A 20,304-nucleotide genomic window follows, 5' to 3' on the forward strand; every position below is an offset into this window, starting at 1 on the left:
GCCAGTCCCGTGCCGCAACCCGGGCGACGCGCCCGAACCGTACCGACCGTGGAAGGAACTGACCACGTGCGCCCGTGCCCGAGCTGCAACGCGGCCAACGAGGAGAACGAGGACTTCTGCGGGACGTGCGGGGCGTATCTGCGCTGGGCCGAGCAGTCGGAGACGACCGCCAACGACGCGCGGACCGGTGAGCGCGGCGCGGCGTCGACCGCGGGAGCGGGTACGGCGGTGGCCCCCGCGGCAGCGCCCGCCCCCGCTCCCGCGCCCGCAGGAAGCACCGTGCCTCCGGCGCCCGCCGTGACACCCGCGCCCGCCGTGCCCCCGGCACCAGTGCCCCCGGCACCCGTCGCGCCGACGGGCGAGGTGCCGGCTGCGACGGGGACGGGTCAGGTGCCGACGGGGACGGCCGGGGCGACCGGCACACCCGAAGCGCCCGCGCCGCCCGTACCGGCCACCCCACCAGTTCCGGCCGCGCCGCCCGCGCCTCCCGCCCGGTCCACCCCGCCCGCACCGGTCGCGCCGCCCGCGCCGCCGGTGCAGGCCCCGCCGCCCGTACAGCCCCCGCCCTCCGCGCCGCCCGTGCGGCCCGCGCCGTCCGCGCCGTCCATCCAGCCCGTGCGGCCGGTACGGCCCGCGCAGGGCGATCCGCCCCGCCCCACGTCCTCCTCGGCCCCGCAGATGCAGGACGACTTCACGCCGGTGCTCCCCGCGAAGCCGGTCGCGCAGCGCCCTGTCGTACGGTCCGCGGAAGTCACCGAGGCGACGGACGGGCGGCCCTGCCCGGCCTGCGGCACGCCCAACAAGCCGGAGCGGCGCTTCTGCCTGCGCTGCGCCGCGCCGCTGACGGAGACCAGGACCGCCCCGGTGCCGACGGGCTGGCGCACGCGCTGGCCCTTCGGGCGCAAGGGCGGCGTGCGCGCGGGTTCCGGCGACGGGTTCAGACGTACGGTGATCGTGCTCGTCGCGCTCGCCGTGCTGGCCGCGGTCGTGCTGCTCATACCGGCGGGCCGCGCGCTCTTCGAGGACACCCAGGACAAGCTCAAGAAGCCGGTGGAGATCAGCCCGAGCGCGGTCACCGCGAGTGCGGAGGTGCCGGGCCACCCGGCGGGCCTGGCGATGGACGGGCTGTCCAACCGGTACTGGGGTGCTCCCCGGCTCGGCGAGTCGGTCACGTTCACCTTCGACAGGCCCTTCCGGCTGGTGGCCGCCGTGGTCTTCACGGGCCCGTCGGCGAAGGCCCAGGAGTTCCGGAACCAGGCGCGCGCCACCCAGCTGGAGCTCGTGACGACCTCGAAGGACGGCGAGGTCCGCCGCAAGAAGCTGACCCTCAACGACAAGCCGGGCCAGCAGACCGTGCAGTTGGGCGTCAGCGACGTGGTCAAGGCCCAACTGGTGGTCCGGGCCGCGGTGGGACTGGAGTCCGGCAAGCACATCGCGCTCGGAGAGGTGGAGTTCTTCAAGCGGTCCTGACCGTACGGCGCCGCCGGAAGGGCCCGCATCGGTCGGATGACCGATGTGGCGGCGGCGGGGCAGCGGCGATGGTTCTCGGGAGATCGTTCCCGGGTGGCCTTCGTGCGCCCGGCTTCCGAAAGGACCCTTCTGTGGACACGTACGCGGACCTGGTGTTTCTCGACGGGAAGGTGGTCACGGTCGACGCGGAGTTCTCCGTCGCGTCGGCCCTGGCGGTGACCGGCGGGGTCATCAGTGCCGTCGGCGGGCGCGAGGACGTCGCGCCGCTCGTCGGGCCCGGCACCAGGGTCGTCGACCTGCGCGGGGCGACGCTGCTGCCCGGCATCAACGACTCCCACCTGCACGGCTGCGCCTTCGGCATGTCGACGCCCCCGCTCTCGCTCGACCTGAGCCACCCCGCCGTGTCCTCCCTCGCGGACGTCGCCGACGCGGTCCGCGAGGCCGTCGGGCGAGTCCCGGACGGGCAGTGGATCACGGGGCACGGCTGGGACACCGGCTACCTCGACGAGTGCGTCGCCGACCCGGCGAGGCAGCCCGCGCGGCAGGACATCGACGCCGTGAGCCCGGACCACCCCGTCGCCCTCTACTCCTTCTCCGGGCACGCCACCTGGGTCAACTCCAAGGCGCTCGAACTCATCGGGATCGACCGGGACACCGTCGCGCCGCCCGGCGGAGCCATCGTCGCCGACCGGGCGGGGGAGCCGACCGGCATGCTCCACGAAGGGGCCCAGGCGCTCATCCAGGAGGTGCTGCCGCCGCTCACGCGCCAGGAGCGCACCGACGCGATCAGGTCGACGCTCGCCACGCTCGCCCGGCTCGGCATCACCAGCTACACCGAGCCCGGACTCGGCCCCGGCGGCGACGGCATCATGCGCGGCGCGCTCGGCGCCCGGACCCTGGAGGTCTACCGCGACCTGCTGGCCGACGGCGAGCTGACCGCCCGCGTCGGCGTGCTGCTCCTGCCCACCGGAATGACCGGCACCGCCGAGGAGTTCGCCCGCACCCTCACCGCCCTCGACGAGTCCGGCGAGAGCCACTCCGCGGACCCGCGCCGCCTCGCGATCCACGGCGTCAAGATCTTCGCCGACGGCATCGTCCCCAACAAGACGGCCTGGATGCACGAGCCGTACGTCGGCGGCGGCTGCGGCTCCCTGTGCGTCGGCGGCGAGACCGACGAGGACCGGGTCGGGGAGATCGACGCGATCGTCCGGCACGCCCACGCGGCCGGACACCAGATGGGCATCCACGCCACCGGCGAACGGGCCTGCGACACCGTCGCGGACGCCTTCGCCGCCGCGGCGGCCGAGCACCCGCTGCCCGACGCCCGGCACTACGTCATCCACGGCGACTTCCTCACCGCGCACAGCATGAAGGTGCTCGCCGAGCACGGCTTCGGCGTCAACATGAACCCCACCATCAAGTGGACCGTCGCCGACATGGAGGAGGACTTCGTCGGCGCCGAGCGGGCCGCGTACGCCTGGCCCTACCGCGACGCCCTCGACGCGGGCGTACGGGTCGCGAGCGGGTCCGACGCCCCCGTCACGCACCCCGACTGGCGCCAGGGCGTCGCCACGATGGTGCTGCGCGAGTCGAAGGCCACGGGCCGGGTCAGCGGGCCCGAGCAGCGCATCGGCCTGGCCGACGCGATCCGCACGTACACCATCGACGCCGCCTGGCAGGACTTCGCCGAGGACTGGAAGGGCTCCCTGGAGCCGGGGAAGGCCGCCGACCTCTGCGTGCTCGACGGGGACCTGCTCGGCGCCGACCCGCACGACATCCCGGGGATGCCGGTCGTCCTCACGGTCATGGACGGACGGATCGTGCACGACACCCTTCGCGATTGACGCCATCCGGCCGAGATTGACGTCATCCGGACAAATGATCATCCTGATGGGATGAGAGCGGAGCGCAGCACGGCGGACGTCCTGGACGCGGCCGTCCACGTCCGGGAGGCCGCCAGGCGCGCGACGGCGGGCGCGACCGGCGTCGACGCGGTCCTGGCCGCGCTGTCCGAGGTGGTGGAGTACGACCACGCCTCGCTGACCAGGTGGGATCCGCTGCGCCGCCGCCACACCACCCTGGCCGGGAGCTACCCGGACGACGCCACGGCGTACATCGAGGCCCGTCTCCACCACGACCCGGTGTTCCCCGTGCTCCGCAGCCCGGCCAGGGGCGGCCTGTGGCTCAAGGACGTCCCCGGGCGGCTCCTGGCGGCGTCCCCCGGCTTCCGGGACGTGCTGTCCCCGCTGGGCATCGAGGACGGCGTGGCCCAGTGCCTGTTCGCCGCCGACGGGCGGTACGTCGGCATGCTGAACGTCAGCACCCGCGCGCCGCGCCGCGCGTCCGATCCGGCGCGCGCCGCGGTCACGCTGCTCACCGAGGCCCTCGCCGCGGCCGTCGACTCCCACGCGGGCCCGCCGCCCACCGCCTCCGCCGCGCCCGCCGCCCCCGCCGCCTCCGGTGAGCGGCGCCCCGGCGGGCTCTCGCCGCGAGAGCTCCAGGTGCTGGCGGAACTGACCGCGGGCCGCACCAACCGCGAGATCGCCGCGCGGCTGTACGTCACACCGCGCACCGTGGGCACCCACATCGAGCACATCCTCGCCAAGCTCGACCTCCCCAACCGCGCGGCGGCCGCCGCCAGGGCCACGGCCTGGGGCATCGAACCCGCCCGCTGACAGGGGCCGCGCCACGGCCGCCCGCGATGTGACCCGGGTCACCGCGTAACCCGCGATGAGTTCTCGCCGCTCCGAGCGTCAACACTTCGAAAGCAACGGCCGCTTCGGCCGTGGAGACGCGAGAGAAGGACCTGCCATGAGCGAGCACGCCACCACCGGTTTCCCCTACACCGTTTCCCGCGTCATGAACGCGCCTCTCGGGCGCGCCTGGGAGGCCTACACGACGGCCGCCGAGTGGCCGGCCTGGTTCGGCGCGGCCGAGGGCAGCGTCGAGATCGACGTGCGGGCGGGCGGCGCCTGGAAGGCGACGCTGCTCGGTCCTGACGGCGGGGCGTACCCGCTCACGGGGCTCTTCCTGGAGGTCGAGGAGGGGCGCAGGATCGTCCTCACGATGGACGTGCCCGACGCTCCCGCCGAGGTCATGGCGATCACGTTCGAGGAGCACGAGGGCGGTGCGCGGGTCACCATCGACCAGACCAACGCGACCGAGGAGGCGCGGGAGCAGGCCCGCGAGGGCAGCACGATGATCCTCGCGGGCCTGGCCGCCCACATAGAGCCGTGATCGGGCCCCGGCGGGCCGCCGCCCCCCTGCCCGGTTATCCGGGGGCGCCGGCTCCCGCCGCGGCCGTGACGGTCACCTTCAGGTGCTTCATGATCGGCTGGTCGCTCTGGGCGCTGTGGTCGCCCAGCGCGCACAGCACGTTCATCTCGGGCATGTACCCGGCGGCGCAGCCGCGCGGGATGTCGTAGGGGACGGCGAGGTAGCCGTACAGACCGCGGTGGCTGCCGTCCTTCGCCGTGCTGGTGATGTCCACCGGGTCGAACTCGCCGACGCCCCGCTCGCGCATGTCGTCCTTGTTCATGAAGACGAGCGTGCGCAGGTTCTTGATGCCGCGGTAGCGGTCGTCGTCGGAGTAGATCGTGGTGTTCCACTGGTCGTGCGAGCGCATCGTGCCCAGCGCCAGGGTGCCCGGCTCGGGGACGACGTCGGGCAGCGGGACCGCGGAGAACTCCGCGCGGCCCGACGGGGTGAGGAAGACCAGTTCGCGCGCGGGCTGCTTGATGCGAAAGCCCAACGGCAGCCGCACCCGGCGGTTGCAGTCCTCGAAGCCGTCGAGCACCCGCGCCATGGTGTCGCGGACGCGGTCGTAGTCCTCGACGTACCACTCCCACGGGGTGGCGCTGGCGGGCAGCGACGCGCGGGCCATCCCCGCGATGATCGCGGGCTCGGACAGCAGGTGCTTCGACGCCGGCCGCTTCATGCCCACCGACAGGTGGACCATGCTCATCGAGTCCTCGACCGACGTGCTCTGCACGCCGCCTCGCTGCTCGTCCTTCTCGGTGCGGCCCAGACAGGGCAGGATCAGCGCCTTGCGCCCGTGGACGAGGTGGCTGCGGTTGAGCTTGGTGCTCACCTGGACGGTCAGCTCGCAGTTGCGCAACGCCTCGTGGGTGTACGGGGTGTCGGGCGCGGCCAGGGCGAAGTTGCCGCCCATGCCGACGAACACCTTCACGTCCCCCCGGTGCATGGCCCGGATGGTGCCGACCGTGTCGAGCCCGTGCTCGCGCGGCGGATCGATGCCGCAGGCCGCGGCGAGCCGGTCCAGGAACTCCGGGGCGGGCCTGTGGTCGATGCCGCAGGTGCGGTTGCCCTGGACGTTGCTGTGCCCCCGCACGGGAGAGGGGCCCGCGCCCTCGCGCCCCAGGTTGCCGCGCAGCAGCAGGACGTTGACGATCTCCCGGATGGTGTCGACGCCGTGCTCGTGCTGAGTGACGCCCAGGCACCAGCTGATGATGCTGCGGTCGGCCTCGTGATAGACGCGCGCCGCCGCGAGGACGTCCTCGCGGCTCAGCCCGGACTGCCGCTCGATCTCCTCCCAGGACGTGGCCTCGCAGATCGCCCGGTACTCCTCGAACCCCGTCGTGTACCGGTCGACGAACTCGCGGTCCAGCGCCTTGGGTTCCGTACGGGCCCGGTCCAGCAGGGCCTTGGCGACGCCGCGCAGGAAGGCCATGTCGCCGCCGATGCGCACCTGGAGGTTGAGGGTGCTGGTCCTGGTCGACTTGAACAGGGCCATGTCGGTGATGTCGTGCGGGATGATCGTCCGGGTCGCGGCCGCCTCGACGAGCGGGTTCACGTGCACGACCTGTGCCCCGCGCTCGTACGCCCCGGCCAGGGCGGTGAGCATGCGGGGCGCGTTCGACGCGGCGTTGACCCCCATGACGAACAGCGCGTCGGTGCTCTCCCAGTCCTTCAGGTCGCAGGTGCCCTTGCCGGTGCCGAGCGACGCCTTCAGCGCCCGCCCGCTGGCCTCGTGGCACATGTTGGAGCAGTCGGGCAGGTTGTTCGTGCCCAGCTCGCGCGCCCACAACTGGTACAGGAACGTCGCCTCGTTGCCGAGTCGGCCCGAGGTGTAGAACGACGCCCCGTTCGGACTGTCCAGCGCCCGCAGCTCCGCGCCGACCAGTTCGAACGCGTCCTTCCAGCCGATGGGGACGTAGTGGTCCGTTCCGGGGTCGTAGACCATCGGTTCGGTGAGCCGTCCCTGGTCCTCCAGCGCGAAGTCGCTCCACCCGGACAGCTCGCCCACCGAGTGCGCCGCGAAGAACTCGCGCCCGACCCGCTTGCCGGTCATCTCCCACGTGACGTGCTTGATGCCGTTCTCGCAGATGTCGAGGCGCAGGCCCTTGCGGTCGTCGGGCCAGGCACAGCCGGGGCAGTCGAAGCCGCCGTTCTCGTGGTTCATCTTCGCGATGGCCCGCGCCCCGTCGACCAGCTCGCGCTCGCGGAGCAGGAACCTGGTCACGCTCTTGGCGGCGCCCCAGCCCGCCGCGGGGTGGTGGTAGGGCCGGAACTCCGGCTCGGCCGCCGGGGCGGGCCCCACGCGGGGGCGCGCCGGCTCCTGCTCGTCACTGCTGGTGCTCACGGCTCTCGCCCCTTCCAGCCGGTCCAGCCGCGCCTGCCGGGCACGGGAACGCCTCCGCCAACCGGACAGCCGACGCATCCGCCCTCCACGCTCACCCGGCACCCGGCACCCGCTTCCGTCTTTCGCATTCTGGGGGAGCGCGGGCGGCCCCGCACGCCGGGACGGGTGGCGCGCCCGCCGGGTCCGGAGGGCGTCGGGGGCGCCGGACACGGGCGTCAGCGGGTGCCGAGCAGGTGCTCCAGGGCCAGTTGGTCCAGCCGCTCGAAGGCCATCGAGCGCTCCGCCGCCGCGTTCACGTCGAAGGTCTCGTACGCGGTCGGGTCGGCCAGCAGCTCCGCGAGGCCGTTCGCGGCCGTGGGCAGCGCCAGTTCGTCCAGCCGGGAGGCGGCGAGCGCGGCGACGACCTCCGGGTCGGCGCGGAAGGCGGCCGTGCGCTCCTTGAGGATCAGGTAGTTGCGCATGCAGTTCTTCGCGGACTCCCAGACCCCGTCGGGGCCGTCGGTGCGCACCGGCTTGAAGTCGAAGTGGCGCGGGCCCGCGTACCCGGCCGACTCCAGCAGGTCGACGAGCCAGAACGCCTGGCGCAGGTCGCCCGCGCCGAACCGGAGGTCCTGGTCGTACTTGACGCCGCACTGGCCGTTGAGGTCGATGTGGAAGAGCTTGCCCGCCCACAGGGCCTGCGCGATGCCGTGCGGGAAGTTGAGCCCGGCCATCTGCTCGTGGCCCGTCTCCGGGTTCACGCCGACGAGTTCGGGGCGCTCCAGGCGCTCGATGAAGGCCAGGGCGTGCCCGATCGTGGGCAGCAGGATGTCGCCGCGCGGCTCGTTCGGCTTGGGCTCGATCGCGAGGCGCAGCTCGTAGCCCTGCTCGGTGACGTACTGGCCGAGCAGGTCGAACGCCTCCTTCAGCCGGTCCAGGGCCACCCGGACGTCCTTCGCGGCGCCGGACTCGGCGCCCTCGCGCCCGCCCCAGGCGACGTACACCCGCGCGCCGAGCTCGACGGCCAGGTCGATGGTGCGGATCGTCTTGCGCAGTGCGTAGCGGCGCACGTCCCGGTCGTTGGCGGTGAAGGCGCCGTCCTTGAAGACCGGGTGGGCGAAGAGGTTGGTGGTGGCCATGGGGACCTGGAGGCCGGTGCGGTCCAGGGCGTCCCTGAACCGCTTCACGGCGGCCTCGCGCCGCGCCTCGGGCGCGCCGAAGGGGATCAGGTCGTCGTCGTGGAAGGTGACGCCGTACGCCCCGAGGCCGGCGAGCCGTTCGACGGTCTCCACGGGGTCGAGCGCGGGGCGGGTCGCCTCGCCGAACGGGTCGCGGCCCTGCCAGCCGACGGTCCACAGGCCGAAGGTGAAGCGGTCCTGGGGGGTGGGGGCGAAGCGTTCCGACATCTCTGGCCGCCTTGTACGTCTGCGGGCCCGGAGGGCACCGGTAATTGTTTTCTAAGATTACTAATCAACCACATGCCGGGACGCGGCAGAACCCCTGGTGCGAGAGCCGTGCTTCTCGTAATTTGTTGTCCCACTGATCAAATGAGCGGACGGAAGAGGTCGGATCATGGCGCCGAGCGTCGTCGTCGGTGTGGACAGCTCGACCCAGTCGACCAAGGCCGCGTGCGTGGACGCCGCCACCGGCCGCCTCCTCGCCGTCGGACGCGCCCCCCACACCGTCACCGGAGAGGGCGGCGCGCGCGAGAGCGACCCGGAGGCGTGGTGGCGGGCGCTGCGCACCGCCGTCGCCGCGGGGCTCGCCGAGGCCGCCGTGCCCGCGTCCCGTGTCGTCGGCATCGCCGTCGCGGGCCAGCAGCACGGCCTCGTCGCCCTGGACGGCTCCGGGCGCCCGCTGCGCCCCGCACTGCTCTGGAACGACACCAGGTCCGCCCCGCAGGCCGCCGCGCTCACGGACGCGCTCGGCGGCCCGGACGCCTGGACGCGGCGCGTCGGCTCCGCGCCGGTCGCCGCGGTGACCGCCGCGAAGTGGCAGTGGCTGCGGGAGAACGAACCGGCCGTCGCCGGGGCGACGGCCGCCGTGCGCCTCCCGCACGACTTCCTCACCGAGCGGCTCGCGGGCGTCGCGGCCACCGACCCCGGCGACGCCTCGGGCACCTGCTGGTACGCGCACGGAGCCGGCGCCTACGACCGGGACGTCCTCGACCTGATCGGCCTGGACCACGCGCTGCTGCCCGACGTCGCCCCCACCGGCGCCACCCGCGTGGGCCCGCTGACCCCGCGCGCCGCCGAAGCGCTCGGGCTGCCCGCGGGCATCGCGGTGGCCGCGGGCACCGGGGACAACATGGCCGCCGCGGTCGGCCTGGGCCTCGGCACGGCGGGGCTGCTCGACCACCCCGTCCTCAGCCTCGGCACCTCGGGAACCGTCTTCGCCGCCACCCGCTCCCGGCCCGGCACCCCCGCCCTCTCCGGATTCGCCGCCACGGACGGCGCCTACCTGCCGCTCGCCTGCACCCTCAACTGCACGCTCGCCGTGGACAAGGTCGCCTCCCTGCTGGGCCTGGACCGCGACGACGCCGAACCGGGCGGCGAAGCCGTCCTGCTGCCCTACCTCGACGGCGAGCGCACCCCCGACCTCCCCGGCGCGGCGGGCCTGCTCACCGGCCTGCGCCACACCACCACCCCGCGGCAGCTCCTCGGCGCCGCCTACGAGGGCGCCACCGTCACCGTGCTGCGCGCGCTCGACGAACTCCTGCGCGTCTGCGGCCTCGACCCGACGGCCCCCGAGGCCGCGGCCCGCCCGCTGCGCCTGGTCGGCGGCGGAGCCCGGGGCCGTACGTGGATCGAGACCGTACGACGCCTGTCGGGGCGCCCCCTGCTGATCCCCGACAGCACCGAACTGGGCGCCCTGGGCGCCGCCGCCCTCGCGGCCGGAGCCGCCACGGGCGAGGACCCGGTGACCCTGGCCACCGCCTGGCAGAGCGGCCGCGGCACCGAACTGCCGCCCGTCGAGCGGGACACCGCCGCCTTCGAACGGATCGGCGCGGTGATCGACCGGGCGGGCCCCGCCCTCCTCGGCTGAGCCGTGCGGCGCGCGGCCTGCGGGCGAGGACGCCCGGCCTCCTCGCGATCCCTTAGGCTCCCGTGGTGATGAGCGAGGGCAACGCGCGGGATTCGAGGGCGGGCAAGGACACCGTGCGACGGCACAACCTCAGCCTCGTGCTGCGCACCGTGCACGACGCGGGCGAGGCGACGCGGGCGGGCGTCGCGGCCAGGGTCGGCCTCACCCGCGCCGCCGTCTCCTCCCTCGCCGACCAACTGCTGCGCGACGGCTTCCTGACCGAGTCGGGCAAGGCCTTCAGCGGCCAGGCGGGAAGGCCCGGCACCGTACTGAAGGTCGCGCGCACCGGACCCGCCGGCCTCGGCGTGGAGATCAACGTCGACTACGTCTCGGTGTGCGTGGTGGACCTGGCGGGCACCGGCCGGGTCAGGCTCACCGAGTACGTGGACAACAGCGCGCCCGCGCCCGGCGACGTGCTCGCCCGCGCCGCCAGGATCGCCGCCCGCGCCGTCGCCTCGGCGCAGGAGCAGGACCTGCGCCCGGTCGGCGCGGCACTCGCCCTGCCGGGGCTCGTCTCGGGCGGCGTCGTCCGCCAGGCCCCGAACCTGGGGTGGCACCGGGTCGACGCGGAAGGACTGTTCGCGGCGGCCCTCACGGACGTGCGCCCCGACCTGCGCACCCTCCCCGTCGGCTCCGACAACGAGGCGAACCTCGCCGCCCTCGCCGAGCTGTGGTTCGGCGGCATGGGCGGCGTGCGCAGCTTCCTCTACGTGAGCGGGGAGATCGGGGTCGGCGGCGCGCTCGTCGTGGACGGCGCGCTGCTGCCCGGCGCGCACGGCTTCGCGGGCGAGATCGGGCACGTCGTGGTGGATCCGGCGGGCCCCGAGTGCCGGTGCGGGGCGCGCGGCTGCCTGGAGCAGTACGCGGGGCAGCTCGCGCTCCTGAGGGCGGCGGGCATCGAGGAGGCGGCAGGGCCGGCGGCGCCCGGCGCGAGCGTGTCCGGTGCGGGCGCGTCCGGTGCGACAGCGGCGGGCGCGGTGGGCGCGGGCCCGGTCGGCACGGGGGAGTTGGAGCGGCGGGTCCGCGCGGGCGACGCGCGGGCGGTGGCGGCCGTCGGCGAGGCGGGGCGCGTGCTGGGGCTGGTCCTGTCCGGCGCGGTGAACCTCTTCGACCCCGAGGCGGTGGTGCTGGGCGGCGTCTACCGGGGCCTGCTGCCCTGGCTGGCGCCCCCGGCCGACGGGGAGCTGGGCGGCCGCGCCGTCTCCGGGATGTGGGCGGCCGGGGGCGACCGGCTCCGCGCCGCCTCCCCCTCGGCCGACGCGGCCAGGGGAGCGGCGGGCCGCGTCGCACGGGACGTGCTGGCCGACCCCCTGGCGTACGGGACGGCGAAGCGGAGCTGACCGGCCCGGCTCCGCCCCGCCACCCGGCCGCTCCGAGCGCTCAGCGCGCGACCGCCCCCGCCGACAGGAGCGTCGCGGCGGCGAGGCCGCCCCAGAGCGCGGCGGGGCCATGGGGCACGAGAGCGGTGATGACCGTGGGGGAGACGGCGAGGCCGAAGCCCGTGGACAGCTCGAAGCGCGCGACGGTACGGCCCAGGGCGCGGGCGGGGGCGAGGTGGGTGACGAGCGCGGTGGCGCTCCCCGCGTAGACGATCTCGCCGAGCGTGCAGACCACGGACACCGCGGCGACGGCCGGCGGGCCCCAACCGTGCCCCAGCGAGACGGCCGCGAGGAAGCCCAGGTACGACACGGCGAGCACCACCCCGGCCAGCGCCAGCACGCTCCGCCGGGAGAAGCGCGACAGCGCGACGGTGACCGGCACCTGCAAGGCGACCACCAGCACCGTGTTGGCCACGAAGACCGCCGCCGACCACACGGGGGACGCGTCCAACTGCGTCACCAGGACCAGGGGCAGCGCGATCTCGGGGACGTTGAGGCAGAAGGCGTAGATCACGTTGGCGGCCAGCAGCGCGCGCATCCGGGGCGCGGCCCCCGCGTCAGCGCCCCCGTCCCCGGCCCCGCCCCCGGCCCCGGCCTCGTCCCCTTCCTCGTCCGCGGCCAAGGCGGCGGCCGGGCGCGCACGCAGCCGCACCGACCACGCCAGGGCAGCGGCGGCGAGGTACGCGAGCCCGGTGAAGGCCGCCAGCGCCTGGAGCGCGGCGGCGCCGCCCGCGAGGCACGCGGTGGCGACGAGCGCGCCCACCCCCAGACCGGCGTTGCGCAGGGCGCGGCCCCCGGCGAGCGCGGCGTCGCGCTCCCTGCCGCGGGAGACCGTGGCCACGAGCGCCGCATGGGCCGCGGGCCACGCCTGGTTGCCGATGCCGAGGAAGAGCGCCGCCGCAGCGAACGGCCCCACCTGCCCCGAGGGCGCCACCAGCAGCAGCGCCACGCCCACCACCCGCACCAGCATGGAAGCCGCCACGACCGTGCTGCGCGCGCCCCGGTCCAGCCACTGGCCCACCAACGGCACGCACACCAGGCCCGCGACGATCGCGACGGTCATGGCGATGCCCGTGACCGGTGCGGAAAGGTCCAGCACCAGCACCCCGTAGAGCAGCAGGAAGGGCCGCAACAGGCCGGTGCCGAGCGCGTCGACGGCCAGGGCGACGGCGTAGCGGGGGCCTCCGGAGGCCCGGACGAGGGCGCGGGGACCGGTCTTGGCGGGAGGTGCGGTGGTGGTCGTCATGCGCCAACGGTCCGTACGGCCGCCGGATCCGCCGCACGGGTTGACGGTTTCGGTCAACCCGCGTGCCCCTCCGTCCGCGTACCCGGTGATGATGAGGCCGTGACCTTGAGGATCGACATCAGCGGCCTGCCGTCCGAGCGGTTGCGGTTCGCCGCGTCCCCGCTCGCCGAGCTCACCGCGATGCTGCACGCGCTGGCCGAGCCGGGACACCATCCGCACCTCGCCGACTGGGCGGGGACCGTCTGGGCCGGGCTGCGTCCCGAACTGGCCGAGCGGCTGCGCGAGACGGAGTCCCTCTGGCGCTCCTCGCAGGCCGACTTCCTCATCCCCGCCAGGCCCCGGCCGACCCTCGCCGGGGAACTCGACGACGTCGACCGGATCGACGACGAGACGTACGTCACCGCCGCGCTCGCCCCCACGTGCGGCAGCAGCCAGTCCCTCCTCGCGGCCCCCTCGCCCCTCACCGACGCGGCCGCGCGCGCACGAGCCCTGGACCTGGCCCAGGCCCGCGGGCCGCTCCAAGGGGCCTTCGCGGAGAGCCTGCTGGCCGACCCGGCCGCCGTACGGGCCAGGGTGCGCGACACCCTCGAACAGTGCGCCGACGCGTTCTTCGACGCGGCCTGGGCGGGTGTCGCCGTGCGGATCGCCACCGACCTGCGCCTGAAGAACGACCTGCTGAAGCGCCAGGGCGTCGGGGCGGCGCTCGCCTCGGTCTCCGGCGCGGTCGCCCTGTCGCCCGAAGGGGACTGCATCGTCATCGACAAGCTCCAGGACAAGGCCACCTCGGCCCGTGGCGGCGGCGTCACCTTCATCCCCAGCGTCCACGGCCGCCCGCACCTCGTGGTGGTCCACGCGGCCGGCTGGCAGCCGGTGGTGCAGTACCCCGTGGCCGAGGCGGGCCCCGCGGAGCCGGTCCCGCTGGAGACGGTCACGCTCCGCCTGGAAGCGCTCGCCCATCCCGTACGGCTCCGACTGCTGCGCACCCTGGCCCGCGGCCCGCACACCACCGGCGAACTGGCCCACGCCTGGGAGCTATCGCCCCCCGAGGTCTCCCGCCACCTCGCCGTCCTGCGCCGCGCGGGCCTCCTCACGCCCCGACGGCACGGCCGGTACGTCCGCTACACCCTCAACCTGCCCGACCTCACCGCGCTTGGCACCGACCTGCTGGCGGCCGTGCTGCGCTGAGAGCCCGTGCCCGAGGGTCGCCCCCGAGCGACACGGCGCGAAGCGCGACACCTTCCCGCGGCGGGGGACGGCCGTTCCGACCTGGGGCTGAAGGCACGATTCTTCCCGTGGTCGGAGGAGTTTTCCCGTTCGGCCCAATGGTCGTGACCCCGTCCCGCATGAGGCGTTGAGCGGGCCAGACGGCCGTGATCCGTGCGGTCGCTTTCAGACAAGGAGTTCTTGATGTCTCGCATCGCGAAGGCTGCTGCGGTACTCGCCGGCACGGGTGCCGTCGCCCTCGGCGGAGCCGGTCTGGCCGTCGCCGACTCGGGCGCCGAGGCGGCCGCGGTCGGCTCGCCCGGTGTGGCCTCCGGCAACGCCGTCCAGGTCCCGGTCCACGTTCCGGTCAACCTCTGCGGCAACACCGTCAACGTCATCGGCGCGCTGAACCCGGCCTTCGGCAACACCTGTGTGAACGCCGACGACGAGGGCGCGAAGGCCGAGGGCGCCGCGGTCGGTTCGCCCGGCGTGGTCGCCGGCAACGCGGCCGAGGTCCCGGTCCACGTTCCGGTCAACGCCTGCGGCAACACCGCCGACGTCATCGCCGGTCTGAACCCGGCGTTCGGCAACTCCTGCGCCAACGGCGGCGGCGCCGAGGACGAGGCGGGCGACAACGGCGTGGGCGTGAGCACCGGCAGCGCCACCGGTGTGGGCATGGGCCCCGACATGGGCCCGGTCACCGGCATGGGTCCGGTCACCGGTCCGGTCACCGGCCCGGACGCCGGTGACACCGGCTACGGGAACTACGGCGGCTGATTCTTCCCCGCAGCACCATGGTGTCTCCCCAGCACGATCGGGCCGGGGAGGCATCACTGCGTTTAGGGGCCCATCGGAACGGGACCGCGGGCCGATTTCAGGTCCGCGAAGAAGGCGAAGAAGGCTCGGCGGGCGACAGGTACACGGCCTTGCCCGGCCCGTACCTGGTGCGGGGCCAGTCGACGCGCCACCCCAGTGGTACGGCCAGCTCGTGAACGCCTTCGGGTCCCAGCCCGCGATAGGCGCAGGCCGGAAGGAACAACGGTTCCCCGGGGGCCGAGGGGCCCAGGGCGATGGCGCGGCGCAGGGCGAAACCGGCGCGCACGCGCCACTCCTCGCGGCTGCCGCGCAGCTCCAGGCGGTACTGCCGCCGGCTCAGCGGCAAGCCGTCCCCGAAGGGGTCTTCGGGAATCTCGGCCCCGCGTCCCCGGAGAGACCCTCCGGCGCCCGCACCGGAGAAGAGGCTCGCGGCGAAGACGCAGAGCAGGACCGGCGGCAGGTAGAGCCACTGCAGGAAGAACTGACACCGCAGCCCCCAGCCGGACCGGGGCGGCAGCGGCCCCCGTTCCGCCGCGGTCGTCGAGCTTTCTGCGGACATCGCCCCCACCTGCCGAACGTCATGGGGCCCGCAGGCCGTGCGGACCCCGCTCACGGCCCGTCAGCTTACGTGCTGCGCGCTGCGTCGGCGTTCCACGAGTGTCAGGGAGCGTCGGCCGACCGGTGTGGACCGAGGTCTTCGGCCATGGTCAGGAACAGGTGGAGGTTCGCCACCGAGTCCGCCTCCCTGTTCGCCCACGGGTGCTTCTGGCCCGCCTGCATGACGTACACCCGGCCCCCCTTCACGGTGACGTCCGTGACCTCGGGCCAGGCGAGGCGGCCGCGGGTCGCGTCGGACACCCCGTCGGCCGACAGCGACAGGGTGCCGAAGTCGACGGTCCGCCCGGCCAGGACGTCCTGGGTCTTCGCGTGGTGCTGGGCGCGGACGACGGCGTTCTGCATCCACGGCCCCCAGGACTCGGGGCCGTTGTAGAACTCCGTGATCCTGACGTGGGCGCCGCTCGGATCGATGGCCGTGAAGACGTACTTGGTGGGCGCGGGGAGGCCGTCGACGATCAGCTGGGTGACTTTCTGGTACAGGCGCACCGACTCCCAGCGGACCACGACGGCACCGGCGCCCGACTGCGGGTCCACGATCATTCCGTGCTCGAACAGGCAGAGCCGCTTGGCGGCCTGTTTCCTGCTGAAGTTCGGGGTCTTGCGCAACCACCAGTAGAACACCAGGCCGGGCACTATGAGGAGCGCCAGGAGGTGGATGAGGGTGAAGACGTAGAGGGCGAAGATCACTTTGCCCAGGCGCCGGGGGGCGTACGCACCCCGGAGCGCGCCGAGCCGGTGCCGCTCGGCGAGCGCGACGGTCTCGGGCGACAGGGCGGTGGACTTGTGGTGCGCGCGCGGGGAACTGCCGCCGCCCGTCTCAACTGGATTGTTCGGAAGCATGGTTGGAAGGTAGAGCCGGTTGATCCATCCGACCAGCGACCGGATCGCATCGGAGTCATGCGCGGGGGGAATGTGTACGAGATCGACGCACTGCGGCTGCTGGTGACAGTGGCCGACACCGGGTCGTTCACCAAGGCGGCCCAGCGGCTCAACTACACGCAGTCCGCGGTGTCCCGGCGGATCGCGTCCCTGGAACAGCGGGCGGGCGGGGCGCTGTTCGAACGGCTGGCCAGGGGCGTGCGGCTCAACCCCGCGGGACACGCGTTGTACCGGCACGCGGTGGACGTGCTCGACCGGCTGGCGCGCGCCGACCGGGAACTCTCGATGATCCGCGAGGGCCTGGGCGGCACGCTGCGCGTCGGGGCGTTCTCCACCGCCAACATCTCCCTGGTGCCCACGGCCCTGCGGGAGTTCGGGCGGACCGCCCCCGACGTCGAGGTCGTCGCGGTCGAGGGCCGCAGCGGCGCGCTGCTGCGGCGCCTCGCGGACGGGGCGCTCGACCTCGCGGTGGTCAGCGACTATCCGGCGGGCCTGCCCCCGGTCGACGGGGTGACGACGGCCTTGCTGCTGGAGGACGAGGTCCTCGTCGCGCTGCCGCGACGCCACCCCCTGGCCGGGGCCGGGACGGTCGACCTGTACGCACTGCGGGACGAGGCGTGGCTCCAGGACGCCCCCGCCGATCGCCCCATGATGCTCACCGAGGTCTGCGCACGCGCGGGGTTCCGGCCCAGGAAGACCGTCAGGATCGCGGAGTGGACGGGGAAGTTCGGGTACGTGGCCGCGGGCCTCGGGGTCGCGCTCGTCCCCTCGCTGGCCGCCTGGGCCGTGCCCGACGAGATCGTGCTGCGCCGCATCGAGGGCCTCGCGCCGCGCCGCGCCGTCCACGTGGCCCTGCCCGCCACCCCGCTGCCCGCGGCCCTGCGGTTCTGCGCACCGCTCAGGGAGGCCGCGACGGGCTCCGCCGCGTGACGGACACCGGTGCGCGCGAGACCCTGCCGGGGAGCGCGGAGGGCGGGCGGCCCCACGCCGCGAGGTCGCTGCATCACCCACGTAGATCGGCCATACCGGTGAACTCTCCACCGGCGCCCTCGGGTTGCCGCGGACGGGGCCGTGCACGGCGGGTGCGCCGCCGTATCGCGGGGCCTGCGGCGTGTTGCCGGAGCCCGCGCGGATGCGGCGAGCAGGCCGCAGGGCCGGTTTTACGACACCGTCGCCCCGAGGTGCTGTTGACCATTCCTTGACTGATCGACATCCTGAACGGGTGGGCCGGAAGCCGCCGTTGGCACGTTCCGGTTCCATGTTTGCGGCATGCCTCGAAGACGGCCGCGCTCTCGCGCGCGGAGGCGCCGAGCGATCCGGAAGACGCCGACCCGGATCAGGAAGCCGGACCACGAGACCGGACCCACGAGGGCGGGACTGCGGGCACACGCCACACGCACCCACCATGGAAAGGGGCAACTCCTTTGCCTGGCAGCAAGTCGGAGTTGAAGTCGCTCAGGGCAACGAAGTACACCTCGTCGCTGCGCTCGGCCACGGGCGTGGAACGCTTACGCCGGTCGGGCTACAACACCGGATTACACGTGATGGACCTGTGGGACCGGGTGCGCGGACGGGAACACCCGCTGCTGCCGCCCCGGCGCTACCGCAGGTTCATCGGCAACGGTGACTTCCTCAAGGTGGGGCGCGAGATCACCGCGTACATGCGGGACGAACTCGGCATGGGCCCCGGGCACGACGTGCTAGACGCGGGATGCGGAGCGGGGCGGATCGCGGTACCGCTCACGGACGTCCTCACCGAGGGCTCCTACCTCGGCTTCGACATCGTGCCGCACGCGATCGACTGGTGCGGCCGGACCATCACGCCGCGCCATCCCAACTTCCGCTTCGAGCACGTCGACATCCGCCAGGAGATCTACAACCCCGAGGGCACCCTCTCCTCGGCGGACTTCCGCTTCCCCGCCGACGACGCGGCCTTCGACATCGCCGCGCTGATCGGGCTGATCAGCCATCTGCGCCCGGCCGAGATGGAGAACTACCTCGCCGAGTCCGCGCGGGTCCTCAGGCCCGGCGGACAGTGCTTCGCCACCGCCTACCTGGTGGACGACGCGGTCGCCGCGAACATCGCCCGCGGCGAGACCGCCTTCAGTTTCACGCACGACCACGGCGACTACTACGTGCACTCCGAGACGGAGCCCACGTACGCCATCGCGTACCGCCTCGACCACATCCTGTCGGTGGCCGCGCGACACGGTCTGCGCGTGCGCCGGGACCCCCGACCTGGGACCTGGGGCATCTCCACGCGACGTCCGGCCTCGATGGACCTCCTGGTCCTCGAACGCGCCTGAGCGCTGCCGGAGTCGTCAGGGCGCCGCGTTCGGGCGTCCGAGTTATGTGTTCAGAAAGGAATCCACCTCTCCATGACCGACACCACCCACTCCGCCGCGCCCACCCCCGACGGAGCCCCCGGGGTCATCGTCGTCACGGGCATCTCGGCCGCGGGCAAGTCCACCGTCGCCCAGGCGCTCGCCGAGCGCCTGCCGCGCTCGGCGCACGTGCGGGGCGACACCTTCCGCCGCATGATCGTCAACGGCCAGGAGCACATGACGGCCGAGGCCCTGCCGGAGGCGGTCGCCCAGCTCAGGCTGCGGTACGAACTGGCGGCCACGGCCGCCGACGCCTATGCCGCGGCCGGGTTCACCGCCATCGTGCAGGACATCCTGATCGGCGAGTACCTCGGCGAGATCGCCGAGCTGATCAAGACCCGCCCGCTCGCCGTCGTGGTGCTCGCGCCCGACCCCGAGGCCGTGGCGCGGCGCGAGGAGAAGCGCGCCAAGACCGGCTACGGCCCCGACTGGCAGCCCGCGGCGATGGACAGGATCCTCCGGGACAGCACGCCCCGCATCGGGCTGTGGCTCGACACCTCGGAGCAGACCGTCGACGAGACGGTCGACGAGATCCTGAAGCGCGCCTGGACCGACGGCGCCGTCGCCTGACCCGCCGACCGGGCCCGCGGGCCGGGGCGCGGCGACGCCCCGGCCCGCGGGCCCGGTTCCCGCCCCATCCGGAACCCGAGCGAGGAGACCATGTTGCGCACCCTGGGGATCGGCCCCGACGGCACCGAGGTGGGTGCCGTCGGACTGGGCTGCATGGGCATGTCGTACGCCTACGACCCCGAGGGCAGGGACGACGACGCCTCCGTCGCCGTGCTGCACCGCGCCCTCGACCTCGGCGCCGACCTGATCGACACCGCCGACGTCTACGGCCCCCACACCAACGAGGAACTGGTCGGCAGGGCGCTCGCCGACCGCCGCGGGAAGGCGTTCCTGGCCACCAAGGTCGGCTTCGTCCAGGGCGAGACGCGGCTGCGCCGCGACGGCAGGCCCGAGCACGTCCGCGCCGCGATCGACGCCAGCCTGCGCCGCCTGCGCACCGACCACGTCGACCTGTACCAACTGCACCGCGTCGACCCCGAAGTGCCCCTGGAGGAGACCTGGGGCGCCATGGCCGAGGCCGTACGGGCGGGCAAGGCCAGGGCGCTCGGCCTCTCCGACGTCACCGTCGAGCAGATACGCACCGCGCAGGGCGTCCACCCGGTGGCCGCCGTCCAGGCCGAACTGTCGCTGTGGACCCGCGAGGCGACGGCGGAACTGCTGCCGTACACCGCCCGCGAGAACATCACGCTCATCGCCTACTCGCCGCTCGGCCGCGGCTTCCTCGCGGGCCGGTTCGGCTCGGCCGGCGACCTCCCCGAAGGGGACTACCGGCGCGTCAACCCCCGCTTCCAGGAAGAGAACTTCGCGGCCAACCTGCGCCTGCTCGACGGGGTGCGCACCGTCGCGGAGCGCCACGGCACCACCCCCGCGCAGACCGCGCTCGCCTGGGTGCTCGCCCAGGGCGGCCACGTCGTCCCGATCCCCGGCACCAAGCACGTCCGCTACCTGGAGAGCAACGTCGCCGCAGCCGACGTCCGGCTGACCGACGACGACCTGGCCCTCCTGGACGGACTGCCCGCCGCCGCCGGAGCGCGCCAATGACACCGCGTCCGCTGCCGCACCCCCGCGCGGACG

17 protein-coding genes and 1 pseudogene are annotated in these 20,304 nt (G+C 74.0%); 12 read left to right on the forward strand and 6 right to left on the reverse strand.

Annotated features, from left to right (window positions below):
• Positions 1-386: 386 nt before the first annotated feature.
• Positions 387-695, reverse strand: a complete 309-nt coding sequence (locus ACIBNE_RS04765) for a hypothetical protein (protein WP_399269503.1) — start codon at positions 693-695, stop codon at positions 387-389.
• On the opposite strand from ACIBNE_RS04765, the gene ACIBNE_RS04770 reads away from it, so the two are divergent.
• From ACIBNE_RS04770 to ACIBNE_RS04785, 4 genes are all read left to right on the forward strand, one after another.
• Positions 679-1,470, forward strand: a complete 792-nt coding sequence (locus ACIBNE_RS04770; RefSeq protein WP_399269506.1) for an NADase-type glycan-binding domain-containing protein — start codon at positions 679-681, stop codon at positions 1,468-1,470. The genes ACIBNE_RS04765 and ACIBNE_RS04770 overlap by 17 nt on opposite strands.
• A gap of 131 nt (positions 1,471-1,601) precedes the next feature.
• A complete protein-coding gene (locus ACIBNE_RS04775) occupies positions 1,602-3,314 on the forward strand; it encodes an amidohydrolase (protein ID WP_399269508.1) in 1,713 nt (570 codons plus the stop codon).
• Between the two features lie 51 nt (positions 3,315-3,365).
• Positions 3,366-4,145 (forward strand): LuxR C-terminal-related transcriptional regulator, encoded by a 780-nt coding sequence (locus tag ACIBNE_RS04780; RefSeq protein ID WP_399269510.1) that lies wholly within the window; start codon positions 3,366-3,368, stop codon positions 4,143-4,145.
• A 136-nt stretch (positions 4,146-4,281) separates the two neighbouring features.
• Entirely contained in the window at positions 4,282-4,707 is a 426-nt protein-coding gene (locus ACIBNE_RS04785; RefSeq protein ID WP_399269512.1) for an SRPBCC domain-containing protein, read from the forward strand.
• 34 nt (positions 4,708-4,741) lie between these two features.
• On the opposite strand, the gene ACIBNE_RS04790 is transcribed toward ACIBNE_RS04785, so the two are convergent.
• Positions 4,742-7,072, reverse strand: coding sequence for an FdhF/YdeP family oxidoreductase (locus ACIBNE_RS04790; protein WP_399269514.1), 2,331 nt, complete (start codon positions 7,070-7,072; stop codon positions 4,742-4,744).
• Between the two features lie 215 nt (positions 7,073-7,287).
• Positions 7,288-8,457 (reverse strand): xylose isomerase, encoded by a 1,170-nt coding sequence (gene xylA / locus ACIBNE_RS04795; protein ID WP_399269516.1) that lies wholly within the window; start codon positions 8,455-8,457, stop codon positions 7,288-7,290.
• A gap of 166 nt (positions 8,458-8,623) precedes the next feature.
• On the opposite strand from xylA, the gene xylB reads away from it, so the two are divergent.
• Entirely contained in the window at positions 8,624-10,096 is a 1,473-nt protein-coding gene (xylB, locus tag ACIBNE_RS04800; RefSeq protein WP_399269518.1) for a xylulokinase, read from the forward strand.
• Positions 10,097-10,164: 68 nt separating this feature from the next.
• A complete protein-coding gene (locus ACIBNE_RS04805; RefSeq protein WP_399269520.1) occupies positions 10,165-11,475 on the forward strand; it encodes an ROK family protein in 1,311 nt (436 codons plus the stop codon).
• Positions 11,476-11,515: 40 nt separating this feature from the next.
• Here ACIBNE_RS04805 and ACIBNE_RS04810 read toward each other — a convergent pair whose 3' ends face one another.
• On the reverse strand, positions 11,516-12,760 hold the full coding sequence (locus ACIBNE_RS04810; RefSeq protein WP_399269522.1) for an MFS transporter: 1,245 nt from the start codon (positions 12,758-12,760) through the stop codon (positions 11,516-11,518).
• A gap of 99 nt (positions 12,761-12,859) precedes the next feature.
• Here ACIBNE_RS04810 and ACIBNE_RS04815 point away from each other — a divergent pair, with 99 nt between their 5' ends.
• Both ACIBNE_RS04815 and ACIBNE_RS04820 read left to right on the forward strand, forming a co-directional pair.
• Positions 12,860-13,945 carry a DUF5937 family protein gene (locus ACIBNE_RS04815; RefSeq protein WP_399269524.1) on the forward strand — a complete coding sequence of 362 codons (1,086 nt, stop codon included), beginning with the start codon at positions 12,860-12,862 and terminating at the stop codon, positions 13,943-13,945.
• Positions 13,946-14,167: 222 nt separating this feature from the next.
• Positions 14,168-14,581 (forward strand): annotated as a pseudogene (locus ACIBNE_RS04820) (chaplin); the annotation flags it as partial.
• Between the two features lie 256 nt (positions 14,582-14,837).
• On the opposite strand, the gene ACIBNE_RS04825 reads toward ACIBNE_RS04820, so the two are convergent.
• Positions 14,838-15,338 carry a hypothetical protein gene (locus ACIBNE_RS04825; RefSeq protein ID WP_399269526.1) on the reverse strand — a complete coding sequence of 167 codons (501 nt, stop codon included), beginning with the start codon at positions 15,336-15,338 and terminating at the stop codon, positions 14,838-14,840.
• A 101-nt stretch (positions 15,339-15,439) separates the two neighbouring features.
• Entirely contained in the window at positions 15,440-16,237 is a 798-nt protein-coding gene (locus ACIBNE_RS04830) for a DUF6585 family protein (protein ID WP_399269528.1), read from the reverse strand.
• 57 nt (positions 16,238-16,294) lie between these two features.
• Between ACIBNE_RS04830 and ACIBNE_RS04835 the strand changes: the two genes are divergently transcribed.
• From ACIBNE_RS04835 to ACIBNE_RS04850, 4 genes are all read left to right on the forward strand, one after another.
• A complete protein-coding gene (locus ACIBNE_RS04835) occupies positions 16,295-17,206 on the forward strand; it encodes a LysR family transcriptional regulator (protein WP_399269530.1) in 912 nt (303 codons plus the stop codon).
• A gap of 494 nt (positions 17,207-17,700) precedes the next feature.
• Entirely contained in the window at positions 17,701-18,582 is an 882-nt protein-coding gene (locus ACIBNE_RS04840; protein ID WP_399269532.1) for a methyltransferase domain-containing protein, read from the forward strand.
• 72 nt (positions 18,583-18,654) lie between these two features.
• Complete coding sequence (locus tag ACIBNE_RS04845; RefSeq protein WP_399269534.1) at positions 18,655-19,230, forward strand: AAA family ATPase; 576 nt, start codon at positions 18,655-18,657, stop codon at positions 19,228-19,230.
• 90 nt (positions 19,231-19,320) lie between these two features.
• Entirely contained in the window at positions 19,321-20,271 is a 951-nt protein-coding gene (locus tag ACIBNE_RS04850) for an aldo/keto reductase (protein WP_399269536.1), read from the forward strand.
• Positions 20,272-20,304 lie beyond the last annotated feature (33 nt).

It is taken from the genome of Streptomyces sp. NPDC050504 (assembly GCF_044458065.1).
Taxonomy (GTDB): domain Bacteria; phylum Actinomycetota; class Actinomycetes; order Streptomycetales; family Streptomycetaceae; genus Streptomyces.